10 protein-coding genes are annotated in these 14526 nt (G+C 45.2%); 3 read left to right on the top strand and 7 right to left on the bottom strand.

Features of this window, described 5'->3' with window-relative positions:
• Positions 1 to 258 precede the first annotated feature (258 nt).
• From OCV20_RS08135 to OCV20_RS08115, 5 genes are all read right to left on the bottom strand, one after another.
• A complete protein-coding gene (locus tag OCV20_RS08135) occupies positions 259 to 2076 on the bottom strand; it encodes a bifunctional molybdopterin-guanine dinucleotide biosynthesis adaptor protein MobB/molybdopterin molybdotransferase MoeA (protein WP_086775138.1) in 1818 nt (605 codons plus the stop codon).
• A complete protein-coding gene (mobA, locus tag OCV20_RS08130) occupies positions 2076 to 2660 on the bottom strand; it encodes a molybdenum cofactor guanylyltransferase MobA (RefSeq protein ID WP_086775137.1) in 585 nt (194 codons plus the stop codon). The genes OCV20_RS08135 and mobA overlap by 1 nt, the downstream gene beginning before the upstream one ends.
• The gene (locus tag OCV20_RS08125; protein WP_048611022.1) at positions 2638 to 3357 is read right to left on the bottom strand and encodes an energy-coupling factor ABC transporter ATP-binding protein; all 720 of its coding nucleotides are present in this window, start codon (positions 3355 to 3357) and stop codon (positions 2638 to 2640) included. The genes mobA and OCV20_RS08125 overlap by 23 nt, the downstream gene beginning before the upstream one ends.
• Positions 3358 to 3367: 10 nt before the next feature.
• Positions 3368 to 4066: an ABC transporter permease gene (locus OCV20_RS08120; RefSeq protein ID WP_017067174.1), complete on the bottom strand. Its 699-nt coding sequence runs from the start codon at positions 4064 to 4066 to the stop codon at positions 3368 to 3370.
• A 322-nt stretch (positions 4067 to 4388) separates the two neighbouring features.
• Positions 4389 to 5195, bottom strand: a complete 807-nt coding sequence (locus tag OCV20_RS08115) for an ABC transporter substrate-binding protein (RefSeq protein WP_048611020.1) — start codon at positions 5193 to 5195, stop codon at positions 4389 to 4391.
• Between the two features lie 303 nt (positions 5196 to 5498).
• Between OCV20_RS08115 and OCV20_RS08110 the strand changes: the two genes are divergently transcribed.
• The 3 genes from OCV20_RS08110 to OCV20_RS08100 all read left to right on the top strand — a co-directional run bounded on the left by OCV20_RS08110 (position 5499) and on the right by OCV20_RS08100 (position 10872).
• Complete coding sequence (locus tag OCV20_RS08110) at positions 5499 to 6962, top strand: sigma-54-dependent transcriptional regulator (protein WP_048612064.1); 1464 nt, start codon at positions 5499 to 5501, stop codon at positions 6960 to 6962.
• Complete coding sequence (locus tag OCV20_RS08105) at positions 6952 to 8979, top strand: sensor histidine kinase (protein WP_261881437.1); 2028 nt, start codon at positions 6952 to 6954, stop codon at positions 8977 to 8979. The genes OCV20_RS08110 and OCV20_RS08105 overlap by 11 nt, the downstream gene beginning before the upstream one ends.
• 273 nt (positions 8980 to 9252) lie before the next feature.
• Positions 9253 to 10872 (top strand): methyl-accepting chemotaxis protein, encoded by a 1620-nt coding sequence (locus tag OCV20_RS08100; RefSeq protein WP_086774445.1) that lies wholly within the window; start codon positions 9253 to 9255, stop codon positions 10870 to 10872.
• 130 nt (positions 10873 to 11002) lie between these two features.
• Here the strand turns inward: OCV20_RS08100 and OCV20_RS08095 are convergent, their stop codons facing one another.
• Both OCV20_RS08095 and OCV20_RS08090 read right to left on the bottom strand, forming a co-directional pair.
• A complete protein-coding gene (locus tag OCV20_RS08095; RefSeq protein ID WP_048612067.1) occupies positions 11003 to 11890 on the bottom strand; it encodes a mechanosensitive ion channel family protein in 888 nt (295 codons plus the stop codon).
• A 1-nt stretch (position 11891) separates the two neighbouring features.
• A complete protein-coding gene (locus tag OCV20_RS08090; RefSeq protein WP_086774444.1) occupies positions 11892 to 14237 on the bottom strand; it encodes an ATP-binding protein in 2346 nt (781 codons plus the stop codon).
• Positions 14238 to 14526: the final 289 nt, after the last annotated feature.

Raw genomic sequence — 14526 nt, 5'->3', positions numbered from 1 at the left:
TTACTTTGCGCGCACTCTACATAAAAACCGTACGTGGCTCAAGGTAATGGTAAGAAATCTTAAGAATATCGTTCTAAACGTTTAGCGTAATTTAAGCTATTTGTCTCTTAGGAAACGAACAGGTTGTTTTTCTCGAAGCGAAAAGAACAAAAAGCCCCTAACATCAAAAAATCTGTATAGGGGCTTCGTTTATGTTTTGGCGAAGATCTTCCAAATCAATTAAAAAGCTTCTAAGTCAATTTAGGTGTTTGTTTTGAGTTAAACGCGACCTTGCAGAGGAATGATCGTCACTGTCTCGCCAACTTTCACGGTATCAACCGCAGGTGAGATCTCGATTAAGCAGTTCGCTTCGCTCATTGAGCGCAGAATACCTGAACCTTGCTTACCCGTTGTTTTCACTTCGAGCACGCCGGATTCATTCATCGAGAACACACCACGGCTGAACTCAGTACGGCCTTGGCGTGAGCGCAGTTGTTCCGTCGCTACAGCATTTGCTTTCACTGGCGTCCAGTTCGTTTGACCTTGAAGCTTGCGGATCGCAGGCTCAACAAAGTTAATGAACGACACCATCACAGCAACAGGGTTACCCGGCAAACCAAAGAACGGTTTGTTTTCAATTTTACCGTAAGCCAGTGGGCGACCTGGACGCATGTTGATACGCCAGAAGTTGATTTCGCCCAGTTTATCTAACGCAAGCTTGATGTAATCCGCATCACCAACAGACACACCACCAGAAGTCAAAACCATATCGGTTTCAAGCGACGCAGAGTGCAGTACATCCATCATCTTTTGTTCGTCATCTTCAATGATGCCGTAATCGACGATGTCACAGCCAAGCTTTTGAAGCATGCCGATAATAGTAAAACGGTTCGAGTCGTAGATAGAGTTTGGTTTTTGTTCGCTACCCGGCGCTTGAACTTCATCACCCGTAGAGAACACACCCACTTTCACTTTACGCAGAACAGGGCAGGTACCAAAACCTAACGACGCCATCATGCCCATTTCTGGCGCTTCGATGCGTGTGCCACGTGTAAAGACAGGTTGGCCGATTTCTAAATCTTCACCTGCCATGCGGACATTTTGTCCAACCGAGATTTTAGCATCAGGGAAGCTCACTTTATCGCCATCTTGGACGGCTTGTTCACGCATCACGACAACATCAACGCCTTCTGGCATTGGTGCGCCGGTCATGATCTTAACCGCTTCACCTTGTTGAACAATTTGCTCGTAGCTGTGACCCGCCATGACTTCAGCAACGATGTTGTAGCTGTCCAATTCTAGATCTTCACTACGTATCGCATAACCGTCCATTGCAGAGTTGGTATTCTGAGGAACGTTGATTGGCGAAATCACATCTTCAGCCAGCACGCGGCCGTAGCCTTGCAGTAATTCAACACTCTCTGTGAGATCAAGCGCGTCAATGCTATCAACAATCTTTTGTTGGCCTTGAGTAACGGTTAAACCTGCAGGAGAGAACGAGTCACAACATACTGCGGGCGCTGCGTCTTTTGAAGGTGAGCATGACACGACTTTGCCTGTTGTAGAGGCAAGGTCAAAGGACTGCGCGTAATCGATGATGAAATCACGAATCGCTTCTAAATCGCTGATCGCCATTTGTGGCAGTTCTGATTCAACTTGGCTGTCTGCCGCGATAGCAATAATGTTGTTATCGTTCGGGTACAACCAAGGTTTGCCCACTTCATCTCGGTGCAGTTCAATTTTAGGGAAGGCGATGTTCTTACAGCCTTCAACCAAAATCAGATCAAGCGTGTTGGTATCAAATCGAGTCAGCAGGTAATCAAAATCTGCTTCGGCTTCTGGTGTTTCTGTCATCATCACGTGACGATTACGAGAAGCGATCAACATTTGGTTTGCGCCCGCTTTACGTAGACGGTAACTGTCTTTGCCCGGCTTATCGACATCAAAATCGTGGTGAGCATGTTTTAACACGCCAACTTTTAAACCCGCATCAGTCAACAGAGGAAGCAGGGCTTCAAGTACGGTCGTTTTGCCTGTACCGCTATAAGCAGCAAAGCCCAATAAAGGAAGGTTAGGGCGTTGTTTAGAATCTTTCATTATTGAAGCGTTCCGAATTGGGTGAGTTCTTCTGGCGTGTTGAGATTAACAAAGCAGTTAGGAGAATCGCTGAAATCAACGTATTCGGTAACACACTCTTTGTATAGCAAGATGATTTTACGATCACCACGTTCCAAAAACGCTTCTAACTTTGGTAGAACACGTTTGTGGAATAGGGTGAATACAGGTTGCTTAAATTCGCCATCATGCGCGACAAGAATGTCGCTGTCTTCTTTAACTGCAGAACAAAAACGCTCTACAAGGTCGTCACTGATTTGCGGGCTGTCGCAAGGGACGAAGCCAACCCAGTCGGTGTTCGAGTTTTTAAGGCCAGCATGAATGCCACCCAATGGACCTGGGTAGTCAGGGAAAGAATCGGAAACAACCGGAGCAAATGCTTTATAACTGTCTAAGTTACGATTGGCATTGATAGTGATGCTGACATCTTGTTGTGACAGCTTGTTTATAACGTATTGAATAAGCGGAGAACCGTTGAGCTCAACGAGTCCTTTATCTTTTCCGCCCATACGGCTGGCCTGTCCGCCAGCCAGAATAACCCAACTAGTTTGCGTTGGAAGCAGCATAAATATTCTCTTGTGCTTTATCTTTCTGAATAACTTGCAGAAGCGGGGATTCGGTCAAAGTATTGTCTTTGATCCACCACTGCTTCTTACATAAATCGGTTAACGCGTTAGTTTGGTGACTGGTGATGACTAAACTCGCGCCTCTCTGAAGAAGATCTTCGGCCATAATCACCAATCTTTCAATAGATTCTTTGTCTAAAGAAGCACTTGGTTCATCCATAAGCAAGATTGAAGGCTTAAGAATCCAAGCTCGAGCCATTGCTACGCGTTGACGCTCACCGCCAGACAACACAGAAATGTGCTCATCTGCCAAGGTTTCTAAACCTACCATTCTCAATGCATTAATTATTTGAGCTCGCTTATCTTTTTGGCTCTCTTTGTTAAAGCGAATGCCATAAGCGACATTTTGGTACACCGAGCCATCAAAAAGATAGGGGGTTTGATGCAGGTAGATGATGTCTTTGAACTTGAGCCGTGGGAATAACTTCTGCTGCCAGCTCTGTGTTGGAGACTGAATACGGCCAGAGCTCGGCTGAATTAATCCAGACAATATTTTAAGTAGGGTCGTTTTACCAACACCATTGTCTCCCTTGAGATAAATGGCATCGTTGGGGCCGATCGACAATTCGGGAATGTGGAACAAAACACGCTCTTTGTAGCGCATTGAAATTTGCTGCGTTGTTATTTTTATACTCATGACAGCGTTCCTAAGTTCTTAAATAGCCTTTTCCTCTCACACTGGAAAGGAAAAAGTTAAGGGCTAATGCCAATGCTAATAACACCATACCGAGGGCGACACCTTGAGCAAATGCGCCTTTGTGGCTTTCCATGGCGATAGCTGTTGGGATGTTTCTCGTCATCCCCATAATGTTGCCACCGACCATCATTGAACAACCGACCTCTGTCACGATACGAGAGAAGGCAGCAATGGTTGCAGCCAACAGAGGAAAACGTGTTTCCCAAATTAAGGTACACGCCACGCGTGTTGTTGATACACCAAGTGTGCGCGCTGTTTCTACGGCTCGGCGGTCACTGGCCTGCAGAGCGCCATGCATCATCGCAACTAGGATAGGGAAACAGATCACCATCTGACCTAGAATCATCGCCTTTTGGGTGAACAGCAATTGCCAGTCACCTAACGGGCCAGAGCGAGAAAGCATCATGTACATCAACAAACCGATCACCACAGTAGGGATCGCTTGCAGGGTGTTGATCACTGAAAGCAAAGCCCATTTCCCGGGGAACTCGGTATAAGCCAATAAGAAAGCCATAAGGATTGCAGGAACAATCACCAATGAGATGGCGGACAAAGATACGCTGAAGGATACCGCGACGATTTTCCACAATTCGTGGTCAAAACTCACAAGTAGATTCATTGCATCAATCGTTGTTTGCCATAGGGTCATGAAGTATCTCGTGTAAATCGATAATAGGTTTTATCGGTAATAACTGATGTTAATCATAGCTGACCCAAACTATTTGAGTGTGTATTGGTCAGCTATTGCTCTTAAGCATGATTGTGTTTCTAAGCATGAATGTGTTGTTAAGCGTGAACGTTATTAAAGCGAGACAGCTTTATAGTGATCTGTTGTTAAACCAAGACAGTTTTTAAAACGACATTGCTTAGGTGCTTCGTTAACTGTTTAGTTAAGCGTAGCGCTAATTGATTCGGGTTGAACCCTTAGCGCTACTTTTACTTACAGAAAACGACAGTTCACTTACAACAAACTATTCTGCGCTTGCAACAAACAGTTGTTTTCCATGCAGTTTAAAGTCGTTAATCAGTTTCTGACCTTTAGGGTTAACTAACCAATCACTGAATACTTTCGCTGCTTGGTAGTTAATGCTTGGGTAGCGCTCAGGATTAACCAGAATCACTTGGTAAGGGTTGAAGAGGTTCTTGTCACCTTGGAAAAGGATTTTTAGATCCAGTTTGTTTTGGTAAGCCAACCAAGTACCACGGTCTGTCATGGTGTAACCTTGCATCTCTGACGCCATGTTCAGAGTAGGGCCCATGCCTTGACCAACACTGCGGTAACCACCAAAGTTTGGTTCGATTTTAGTTTGCGCCCAAATACCCATCTCTTTCTTATGAGTACCAGAGTCGTCGCCACGAGACACAAACGTCACGTTATTAGTCGCGATCGCTTTGAACACATCTGCCACTGCTTTTTGAGATTCAATTTTTGCAGGGTCGCTTTGTGGGCCAACGATGACAAAGTCGTTATACATAAGCTTACGAGGTAAAACGCCGTAACCTTGTTCTACGAAATTCGCTTCAGCCTTTGGTGCGTGAGTCATCACCAAATCAACGTCACCATTTTCACCCATGCGAAGTGATTTACCTGTACCAGCGGCAAGAACATCAACCTTGATACCAGAATCCTTTTCGAACTCAGGCAATAAGTAGTCCAGTAGACCAGAGTGATAAGTACTTGTGGTTGTCGCCAACTTAATATGAGTGGTGTCTTCCGCGCTGCTAGCCGTGTAACTGACGATAGATAGAGCTGCAATAGTTAGGGGAATTGCTTTCATTATTATTATGTCCATTCTGTTATAAATGAATGACATGCCTTCAGTTTTAAAGGGCTCAAAGAAGGGCATGTGCATAAGACGCTAATTGTTGTAATTAGAAATCTACACCTTACTAGCAATCTTAATGCCAACAAATCATGCATCAGATTTCATTAAATTGCTGTTATTTCGGACAAAATTGCGTCATTTACCCCGTTAAAATGAATCAAAACATGAGCTAGGACAAAATGTCGCACATTGTCCCTGTTGGACAAAAGGTTAATTGGTACACTCTGTCCCAACTTTCCTCACCGGCTAATCATTATGTCTTTACCTAGTTCATCTGCATCCAATCTCAACCCGAACACATTGACTCAGTATCAGGCGTTTTCCGTTTTGGTGGTCGATGATGAATTGGGTATGCAGGCTATCTTAAAGAAAGCACTGGGTAAGTTCTTTGGCAAGGTATCGAGCGCAGGGTCGGTTGAAGAGGCTGAAACACTGCGTTCGAGCGAACATTTTGATCTAATTGTCCTTGATATCAACCTACCAGGCCGCTCGGGCATTGAGTGGGAAGAGGCGTTTAACGACACCGACAAACGCGCCGATGTGATTTTTATGACGGGTTATGCCGATCTAGAGATGACCATATCTGCGCTTAAGCTTGGTGCTTCAGATTTTATTCTTAAGCCGTTCAACCTCGAACAGATGATACAAGCGGTGCTGCGTTGTATGGATAAGCGACTCGACCAAAGAATGCAGTACGCGTTGAAGCGTGATGTTAGTCGTCATATCAAGACCGAACTGATTGGCAATTCAGACAAGACCAAACAACTTAAATTGCTGATCAGTCAATTTGCGCCGTCTCGAGCTTCCGTTTTGATAGAAGGTGAGTCGGGTACAGGTAAAGAGCTGGTTGCTCGTGGTGTACATGAAGCCAGTAAACGCACAGGTCCATTTGTGCCAATCAACTGTGGCGCGATTGCTCCAGAACTTCTAGAAAGTGAACTGTTTGGACATACATCAGGCGCATTTACTGGTGCGAAGAAAAACCGTGAAGGTCTTTTCCGAGTCGCAAGTGGCGGCACTTTGTTCCTTGATGAGATCGGTGAAATGCCACTGCCAATGCAAGCTGCGTTATTACGCGTGTTAGAGCAAAGAACCATTCGCCCTGTCGGTAGCGAGAAGGAAATTTCCGTCGACGTACGAGTGGTGGCGGCGACCAACCGAAACCTTCAAGAAGAGGTCGATAAAGGGCACTTCCGCCGTGATCTGTTCTACCGACTCAATGTACTTAAGATTGATGTAGTGCCATTGAGAGAGCGCCCGTCAGACCTGATTGAACTTGTTCCATACTTTACTCGTCTTTTATCGAGCGAGCTTGGCATGCCTGTTCCAAATTGGGCACATGAAGATATCTTGGCGATGAACGAATACGAATGGCCAGGGAACATTCGTGAGCTTAAAAACTTAGTCGAACGATGCATTCTTTTAGACAAGCCACCAGCACACTATTGGCGAGAGATTAATGGTGATCCTGTTCCTGCTAGTATTTCAGTGACGGTGTCACATGGTGCAGAAATGCCAAACTTGAATAACGCAGACGCTGCCGAGGGTTATCCAAACACTTGGACACTCAAAGAAGTAGAAAAATCTCATATAGAACAGCTTGTTAGTTTCCATGATGGCAACAAATCGGCAGCTGCAAGAGATCTTGGCGTGGCACGTAAAACGCTCGAGCGTAAGTACAAAGATTGGAACACAGAAGGCTCTGAATATGCCGATTAGACGTCGTTGGTGGTCAAAGTGGGCGTTCCGATTCAAAACCATGGTTCGCTACCGCCTATTATTCCTAACATCAGCTCCGATAATTTTGACCTTGTGCGCGCTTGTGGCTATCACACTGTATTGGTCAATACATTACACGTGGCAGGGCGCTCTGATTGATGTCGATGAGCGTTTGGATGTTGCCGATAACAGTATTCACCTGATCCAAAATCAGCAAGCATACAACGTTCGTGCGTTTGCCGAGTCTTATAACTTTCGAACCAAACTTGCGAGTGATCTTTCACACGAAGAGCTAACTCGCTGGGTGTCTGAGAACAAATCTCGCTATGAGCTCGATTTTCTGCGTTGGCGCAGTGTCGAGAGTATGGAGAAGAAACTCGAATATCTAAACTTAACTCACAAGTCTTCGTTTTTCAGTGTCTTAAGCCGTAATGAACTCGATTATCTCGATCGTGACCTCGCTAAAAAAGCGGAAGTTCCGATGCTCAATGGGCAAGAAGTTGAGACCCGCGGATTGGTAAGCCGAACCGTTGTATCCATCAAAGATGAACATGATCATGTGATTGGTTTTCTGGATGGTGGGATCTTACTGAACAACAGCACTCAACTTGTCGACCAAATCAGTAACCTTATCTACCCACAACGAGAAGGTTTTAATCGTCATATAGGGACGGTCACAGTCTTCCTTGATGATCTTCGTGTCAGCACCAACGTGCCTTTGAGCAGTGAAGACAGTGTAGGGCGCGCCATTGGTACGCGTGTTTCTCATGAGGTTCACTCAAAAGTCTTGAATGAAGGTAAAGAGTGGCTAGATCGAGCGTATGTTTACGATGCTTGGTACATCACAGCTTACCAACCAATCCATGACCAGTTTAATAATGTGATTGGCATGCTTTACACCGGTTATTTGATTTGGCCGCTGATAGAAACTTACTTGACCAACCTTGGCGAAATCAGCATTACCATTGTGTTGCTGTTGTTGGCATCAGGTTTGATCGTTCACCGTGGCGCACGTGATCTTTTCAACCCAATTGAACGCATTCATAAAGTCGTCAAGCTAGTCCAGATGGGGCAAGACAAACGAATTGGTACGCTAGGTTTGGATGATCAACACGAACTAACGTTACTCGCTAAACAGTTCGACAAGATGTTGGATCTACTGCACGAGCGTAATCAAGAGATTCAACAAGCGGCGTCTGAACTAGAGTGCAAAGTGCATTCTCGTACCGCGAGTTTGAAAGAGAAAACCGAAGAACTCGAACTGCACATCAAGCTTCTCAATCAAGCCAGAGATAAGCTGGTGGTCAATGAAAAACTCGCCGCATTAGGTGAATTAACGGCGGGTATTGCTCATGAGATCAATAACCCAACCGCCGTGATTCTTGGCAACGTTGAATTGATGAAGTTTGAACTGGGCGATGAAGTGAGCCGCGTAGACGAAGAAGTCCACGCGATCATGGAGCAGATTGATCGAATTCGAAACATTACACGAAGCCTGCTCCAGTACAGCCGTCACGGTGGCGTACAAGACGAAATTACGTGGCAACATATCAACCCAATTGTCGATGAAAGTATTACGCTCGTAAAAACAGGCGCGAAGAAGAAAGGCATTGTGTACGTATCACAACTGAATGCTAAAACATCAGTCGAAGTGAACCGAAATCAATTGCTACAGATTCTGGTTAACCTACAAATGAACGCGATTCATGCAATGGATGGTCAGGGCACGTTAACCATTTCGAGTGAAGACTGGGTTGAAAATGGTGTGTCTCATGGCGCTATCGTTCATGTTCAAGATGAAGGCTGCGGTATTAAGGAAGAACAATTGAAACGCATTTTCTCGCCTTTTTATACCACCAAACGTGATGGTACGGGCTTAGGCTTATCCGTTTCTCAAAGTATCTTGAGCCAAACTGGCGGCGAGATCCGAGTTGAATCGGAGGTAGGTAAGGGAAGTTGCTTTAGTATCTATCTTCAACAGAAAGCGACACCTCAATTGCTAGTATCAAACTTATAAGTTCTAAGAACTAATTCACCGACATTATCATCTGATAATACTTCTAACGCGCTTGGGCTATTACACGAACGTTTTAGCCCAAGCACGAAAATCCCGCACTAATAATCTATCGCAAACCAAATCTCAACCTCTGTCGGTTTGACGAGTACCTCTATTTGGCTATGTAACACAGTGTATATCTTTCGATCTTGATGCATATCATCTGAACTGTACGAAATTTTGATACCTTGGCCGAAAATACATAATCAAAACAAATAATAAAGTCAGCCAGCTATGAAATTAAGTAACTTATCTATCAAATCAAAACTCGTCTCCATCGTCATTTTATCGGTTGTTCTATTGGTAATGGCGTCCACTTTTAACCTAATGCAGCAACGTGCTAGTTCCATGCAAGAGCGTCAAGATAAGCTCAGTGCTCAAGTCGAAACTGCAGTCAGCTTAGCGAGCTACTATTACAACCAACGTAATGTGCTCGGTGAAGAGGTCGCAAAGAAACAAGCACTTCAAGCCATCGAAACTCTTCGTTATGACACCACCAATTACTTCTGGATCTTAAACCAACAACTCAACGTTGTTATCCATCCATTAAAACCTGAACTCAATGGAAAGAACGCGGGTAATTTTAAAGATGGTGCGGGTAAACACCACTGGCGTGAGATGGTCACCATTTCTCGTACTCCAGAAGAGAAAGGCTTTCTTGATTACCAATGGATGAGCCCGCAAGGTGAACTCAAAGACAAGATCTCCTACGTACAACTGTTCCCAGAGTGGAATTGGATTGTTGGCTCGGGAATCCTAGTTGCGGACATCCAAGAGGCGTTCTATGCATTGGCGCTCAAAGAGGGATTGGTTGCGGTCGTATTGTCAGGCTTGTTGTTTGCGATGGGTTACGCAATTTCAAATAACATCCTAGTGCCGCTTAACAAGCTTATCGACAACACCCACAAAATCGCCGATGGCGATCTTCGTGTACGCATGAACATGACACGAAAAGATGAACTGGGCGATATGAGTCAGCAAATTGATACCATGCTCGACAAACTGCAAAGCACGCTTCGTACAGCCAATGAATCGGCGGATTTGTCCAGCAACATGGCGAGCCACATTGCTCAAGCCAGTGAAGAAGCAGCAACCAGTGTTAACTCACAACATGCACAGCTTGAATTACTATCTACCGCAATGACAGAAATGAGCGCAACCATTTCTGATGTCGCTGTGAATGCCGAAAATACCGCGGCTAGCACCAATAAGGTTGTCGACCACGCAAACCAGAACGACCAAAACATGCAGGTAACGTCTGAGACTATATCTCAGGTTTCAGAGAACATTTCGACCGCGAACAACTTAGTCAGAGATCTGCAATCAGGCGTGACTGAAATAAGCCAAGTCGTTGGTGTGATTCGTGATGTATCAGAACAAACGAACTTGTTAGCGCTCAACGCAGCAATCGAAGCGGCTCGAGCAGGAGAGCAAGGCAGAGGATTCGCAGTGGTTGCTGATGAAGTCCGCAACCTTGCTAGCCGCACTCAGAATTCAACTAACGAAGTGCAATCCACGATTGAGAAACTGACTCAACAAGCAGAACGCACCTTTAAGGCAATGCAAAGCAGTAACGAGAAGGTTGATCACAGCGTTATCGCGTCTAACGAGACTCGCCAGCAACTCGATGTGATTGTGAATGAACTGCATAACGCCAACGACATGGTCGCGCAGATCGCCGCAGCCTCAGAGCAGCAAAGCACGGTAGCCACTGAAATGAGTGAAAGTGTCACTGGGATTCATCTCGCTGCAAATGAGGTACTGCAGGCCTCACAATCACTCGCAGAAGACAGTCAGAAAATGGCGAACACTACAGAACACCTTACTGAGCAATTGAAATACTTTAAGGTATAGCATCAATACGAACATTAGCTTGAAGATAAAAAGCTAATAAAAAAACACCTCCGCACTCGAGATAAGTTCGGAGGTGTTTCTATTTATGGCAAGTCATTTGCTATCAGAAATAAACGTCTAAAGCACAAACCTAATGCGCCGCCACTGAAATCTTCGGTGGGTTGATGTTGTGCTTCTTAAACTCTTTCATCACACGCAAAGTAATGTCGGTTTCAAACAGCTTCTCATACGCAGTATCCACAACATAAGCCTTACAAGTTAGCTGTATCGCTAGGTAGTTATCGGTAATCGTCTGTTTAACCAAAACCGTTACAGGTTTCGGTAAGTGGATATAACGACTTGAAGACGCCGCTTCTTGAATCAGGTCACGGGCTAGGGTGATGTCTTCATCCATACCAACGTAAAACGGAATCACCACCTGCATGTCCAACGCACCGTAGTTACCACTGGTGGTCACTTCATTTAAGAACTTGTTGTTCGGAATGGTAATGATGTCGTCATTCAGGGTTCTCATTCGCACTGAACGCAAACCAATGGTAATGATATCGCCGTAGTTTCCTTCGAACGTGACGCGGTCACCAACTTGAAAGGGTCTATCAATCATCACAGTGATACCCGCGATGAATGAAGCTGCCAAATCTTTAAGCGCAAAGCCGACTGACACGGCGAGGGTACCACCAATCAAAGCCAGTATTTGGTCGTTGATTCTAAAGCTCATCATGAACACGATAAGACCGGTGCTCACGTAGATAAAGAACTGAGTAAACGACTGCAGTTTCTGTAGCAGCATTCGATATTGCACGAATTGGCTACCAAAACTGGTCACCATTGAGTTGATGAACTTAAGCAGCAACCACATCGCAGCAATAACGATCATGGAGAAGAACACGCCGCTCCATCGCACTAGGCTCGCTATCTTTGAGATGTTTTCTACATTGGCTAACTCTTCCGTCGCAAAGGTCGGGAAACTGACAGCACTTGCCAAGCCAACAAATAGTAGGATAAATAACTTCTTCATTTTACTTCACCAGTAGATGTTGACGGTCGAGAACGTTAGTAATATGGCGGAACCAGTGCTCGGAAATTCGAGCCTTTTCTTCATGCCAACCAATATAACCACGGCTTTCAAAGTAACGCAGAATGCCGGTTATCTCTGCGGTGCTTAGCTGCGTACAATCAGACAAGACTTCCGGAGACGCGATTTCCAACTGCACGATAGAACGAAGCACAGCCAGCATAGGTTTTGGCATGTTTTCTAGTTCCTGTGCTTCTGGAACATGGAACAAGCGCACCACGGCTTGATCGGTATCTTTGTTTCGATTCAATGAGAGTCGGAAGAAGCGCAGAGCAACGGTAGGGTTACCATCAGAGTAGTGCCACAAGATTCGGTAGAAGCCTTGGCGTGCGCGATCTTCTTCGCTCATGTCATCTTGGTCCCACTGTTTAGGCACCACTAAACCATCAAACGACAGCGGCTTCTCAAGCTCTGTATTGATACGGCTATTCAGAAGCTCACCGACTTGTTTCTCTGTCCAACGTGGCAGAAAACACACCAAATCAAACAGCAGACGTTCACCACGCGCTCGATCGACAAATCGCCAGCTCGATTTAGCAATCGAAATGACGATACGGTGGTTCTTTTTAGAACGGCGCAGTAGGTTGGTTAAACGAATCAAATCAGACAGGCCGCCAACCATTGGCTTAACTAGACGTTGTGCATTATCGATCGCAATCAAGTACGTGGTCTTGCTTTTGCGAAGATGCGCCAAGATCTGAATCTCAGTTGCTTTATCTTCCAAGCCGATGCTCACCGCTAGATGCGCTAACAGCTCTTGATAACCTGCGTAAGGGCAACTTACGTAGACAGGTTCAGCGTTAGAGACTTTGTGCAGCAGGGTATAAAGCAGCGTTGTTGCGCCCACACCACGCTCGCCTGAAACAATACAGATAGCAGGGCTGTCCGACATCAAGTAGCGAGACAGTTGCTTAACCTCATCACCGGCGTAATCAATCAGCGTGCTGTCGATATTACCCGGTAGGATGTACTCATAGGTTTGATCGCCTTTAATTCGAACCAAGTTTTGTTGGTTTTTATCAAGGTCAGACTGCTTAGCCACTTCGATTCGAAATAGATAAGCCAAAGCTTGGCTAAACAGCGTGTAATTAGATAGCAAGGCCATGATGCGGTGTTGGAAGCTGTACACGCTCAACCATACGATGCCAATTGCCGTTGCTAATATATTAAGTAGGAAAGTTTCCTTACGGTTTACCGCCCAATTCACCCATACCGGACGATCGGAGATGTGTTGCAACGTATCGAAGACTTTCGCGCGCCATAATCTAAGCACTGAAATGGTAACCAGTACAAACCAGAAAAATAGGGCGCTGTAGATCCAGCTATAGATAGTCCCTTTTCCTAGCGTGATGCTCGATATCTGAAGGGTCACACCCGCAACAATGAAGCTCCATACATAACGGCGAATAGTCGATAGGCGCAGCGCAATCACTTCTTGATTGGATGTGCGACCCAAACGATACGCAAATTCCAAAATAAAGCTGATGGCAATCGAACCACCTAGAATCCACCAGGTGAAGATCTCAAGGAAAATCAGGTGTTGTAGGCTAGGGATGCTGGAGAGCACTCTTAGAGAAAGCGTAATCGCGATTAACCAAGCAATCGCACGATCAGCGCGGCTGATATACCAGATCACACGTACTAAGAAAGGAGGGTTCGTTTTCGCTTCAAGAAAATTAATTCTGAACAACTCAATCAAGCGAGTGCTGTTGGCAAGCCACCACGCTAAACCAAAATAGATAAACAACACTTTTAACGATGCGCCAATCACAGGCACTGGCGAAATAAAGATGTCTTTAACGAGCGCTTTAAAGCTACGAATCTGGAAGTAAACAAGATACTCAATGTTGAGCTTGGTTAATTCCCACTCTTGTTTAAATTGAGTTACGCCGTAAGGGCCAAAACCGGTTAGACGCTCTTTATTAGCGGAGTTCGTCTGCTCTAACAGGTGTTGCTTGCTTACATTCAAGCTATTCAAAGTGACGTAGCTGGTTTGAACGGCAAACCATTGTTCGGCGTCGTTGTTCGCTCTGTAGGCTTTTAACTGTTGCTCGAAGGTTTTGATTTCCTGCTTTTGAACTTGTAGCACTTCAGTGAGCAATATATTGACTTGGCGTCTGTCCGACGGCTCCATAAAGAGGGGATCGGGTAACGAATCAATTCGATCATCGAGGTCAATAGCAGAATCAGATACCTGCGGTTGAGATTGTAAGTCATATTCCAGGTTGGCATGACTGGGCCAAGAGAGAATGGCCAAAGTGAGGATTAAGAAGCGCGATAGTGAACGCATAAAAGTCTCTTAGAATTATGAGGTTAGGATTACTATAGTTAGATAATCTGACTTTGTGAAATCCAACCCCGTGTCGGGGGCGAGTACTTTATTCCCGTTTCGGCTGATTTTGTCATAAAATTGTCAGGGATTAGGCTAGTCTTGCCTATGTATGTTGTTGCTTTGATCGGGTTAGTTTTACTGTGACCAATCAGCATACGATATATTCAATGGTTGGCATGATTTGGGACGTTATATACCGCCCATTATAGGGCGCTGTTCGATATTTTGTTTTTCCTTAAAATCGACG

The organism is Vibrio coralliirubri (assembly GCF_024347375.1).
GTDB lineage: Bacteria > Pseudomonadota > Gammaproteobacteria > Enterobacterales > Vibrionaceae > Vibrio > Vibrio coralliirubri.
The sequence above is the reverse complement of the archived record's forward strand: the minus strand, read 5'-3'. Positions and strand labels throughout refer to the sequence as shown.

Coding starts and splice junctions, on each gene's coding strand:
- mobA (WP_086775137.1), bottom strand. CDS start 2,660: ATGCTGCTTCCAACGCAAACTAGTTGGGTTATTCTGGCTGGCGGACAG.
- OCV20_RS08090 (WP_086774444.1), bottom strand. CDS start 14,237: ATGCGTTCACTATCGCGCTTCTTAATCCTCACTTTGGCCATTCTCTCT.
- OCV20_RS08110 (WP_048612064.1), top strand. CDS start 5,499: ATGTCTTTACCTAGTTCATCTGCATCCAATCTCAACCCGAACACATTG.
- OCV20_RS08135 (WP_086775138.1), bottom strand. CDS start 2,076: ATGAAAGATTCTAAACAACGCCCTAACCTTCCTTTATTGGGCTTTGCT.
- OCV20_RS08120 (WP_017067174.1), bottom strand. CDS start 4,066: ATGACCCTATGGCAAACAACGATTGATGCAATGAATCTACTTGTGAGT.
- OCV20_RS08125 (WP_048611022.1), bottom strand. CDS start 3,357: ATGAGTATAAAAATAACAACGCAGCAAATTTCAATGCGCTACAAAGAG.
- OCV20_RS08115 (WP_048611020.1), bottom strand. CDS start 5,195: ATGAAAGCAATTCCCCTAACTATTGCAGCTCTATCTATCGTCAGTTAC.
- OCV20_RS08095 (WP_048612067.1), bottom strand. CDS start 11,890: ATGAAGAAGTTATTTATCCTACTATTTGTTGGCTTGGCAAGTGCTGTC.
- OCV20_RS08105 (WP_261881437.1), top strand. CDS start 6,952: ATGCCGATTAGACGTCGTTGGTGGTCAAAGTGGGCGTTCCGATTCAAA.
- OCV20_RS08100 (WP_086774445.1), top strand. CDS start 9,253: ATGAAATTAAGTAACTTATCTATCAAATCAAAACTCGTCTCCATCGTC.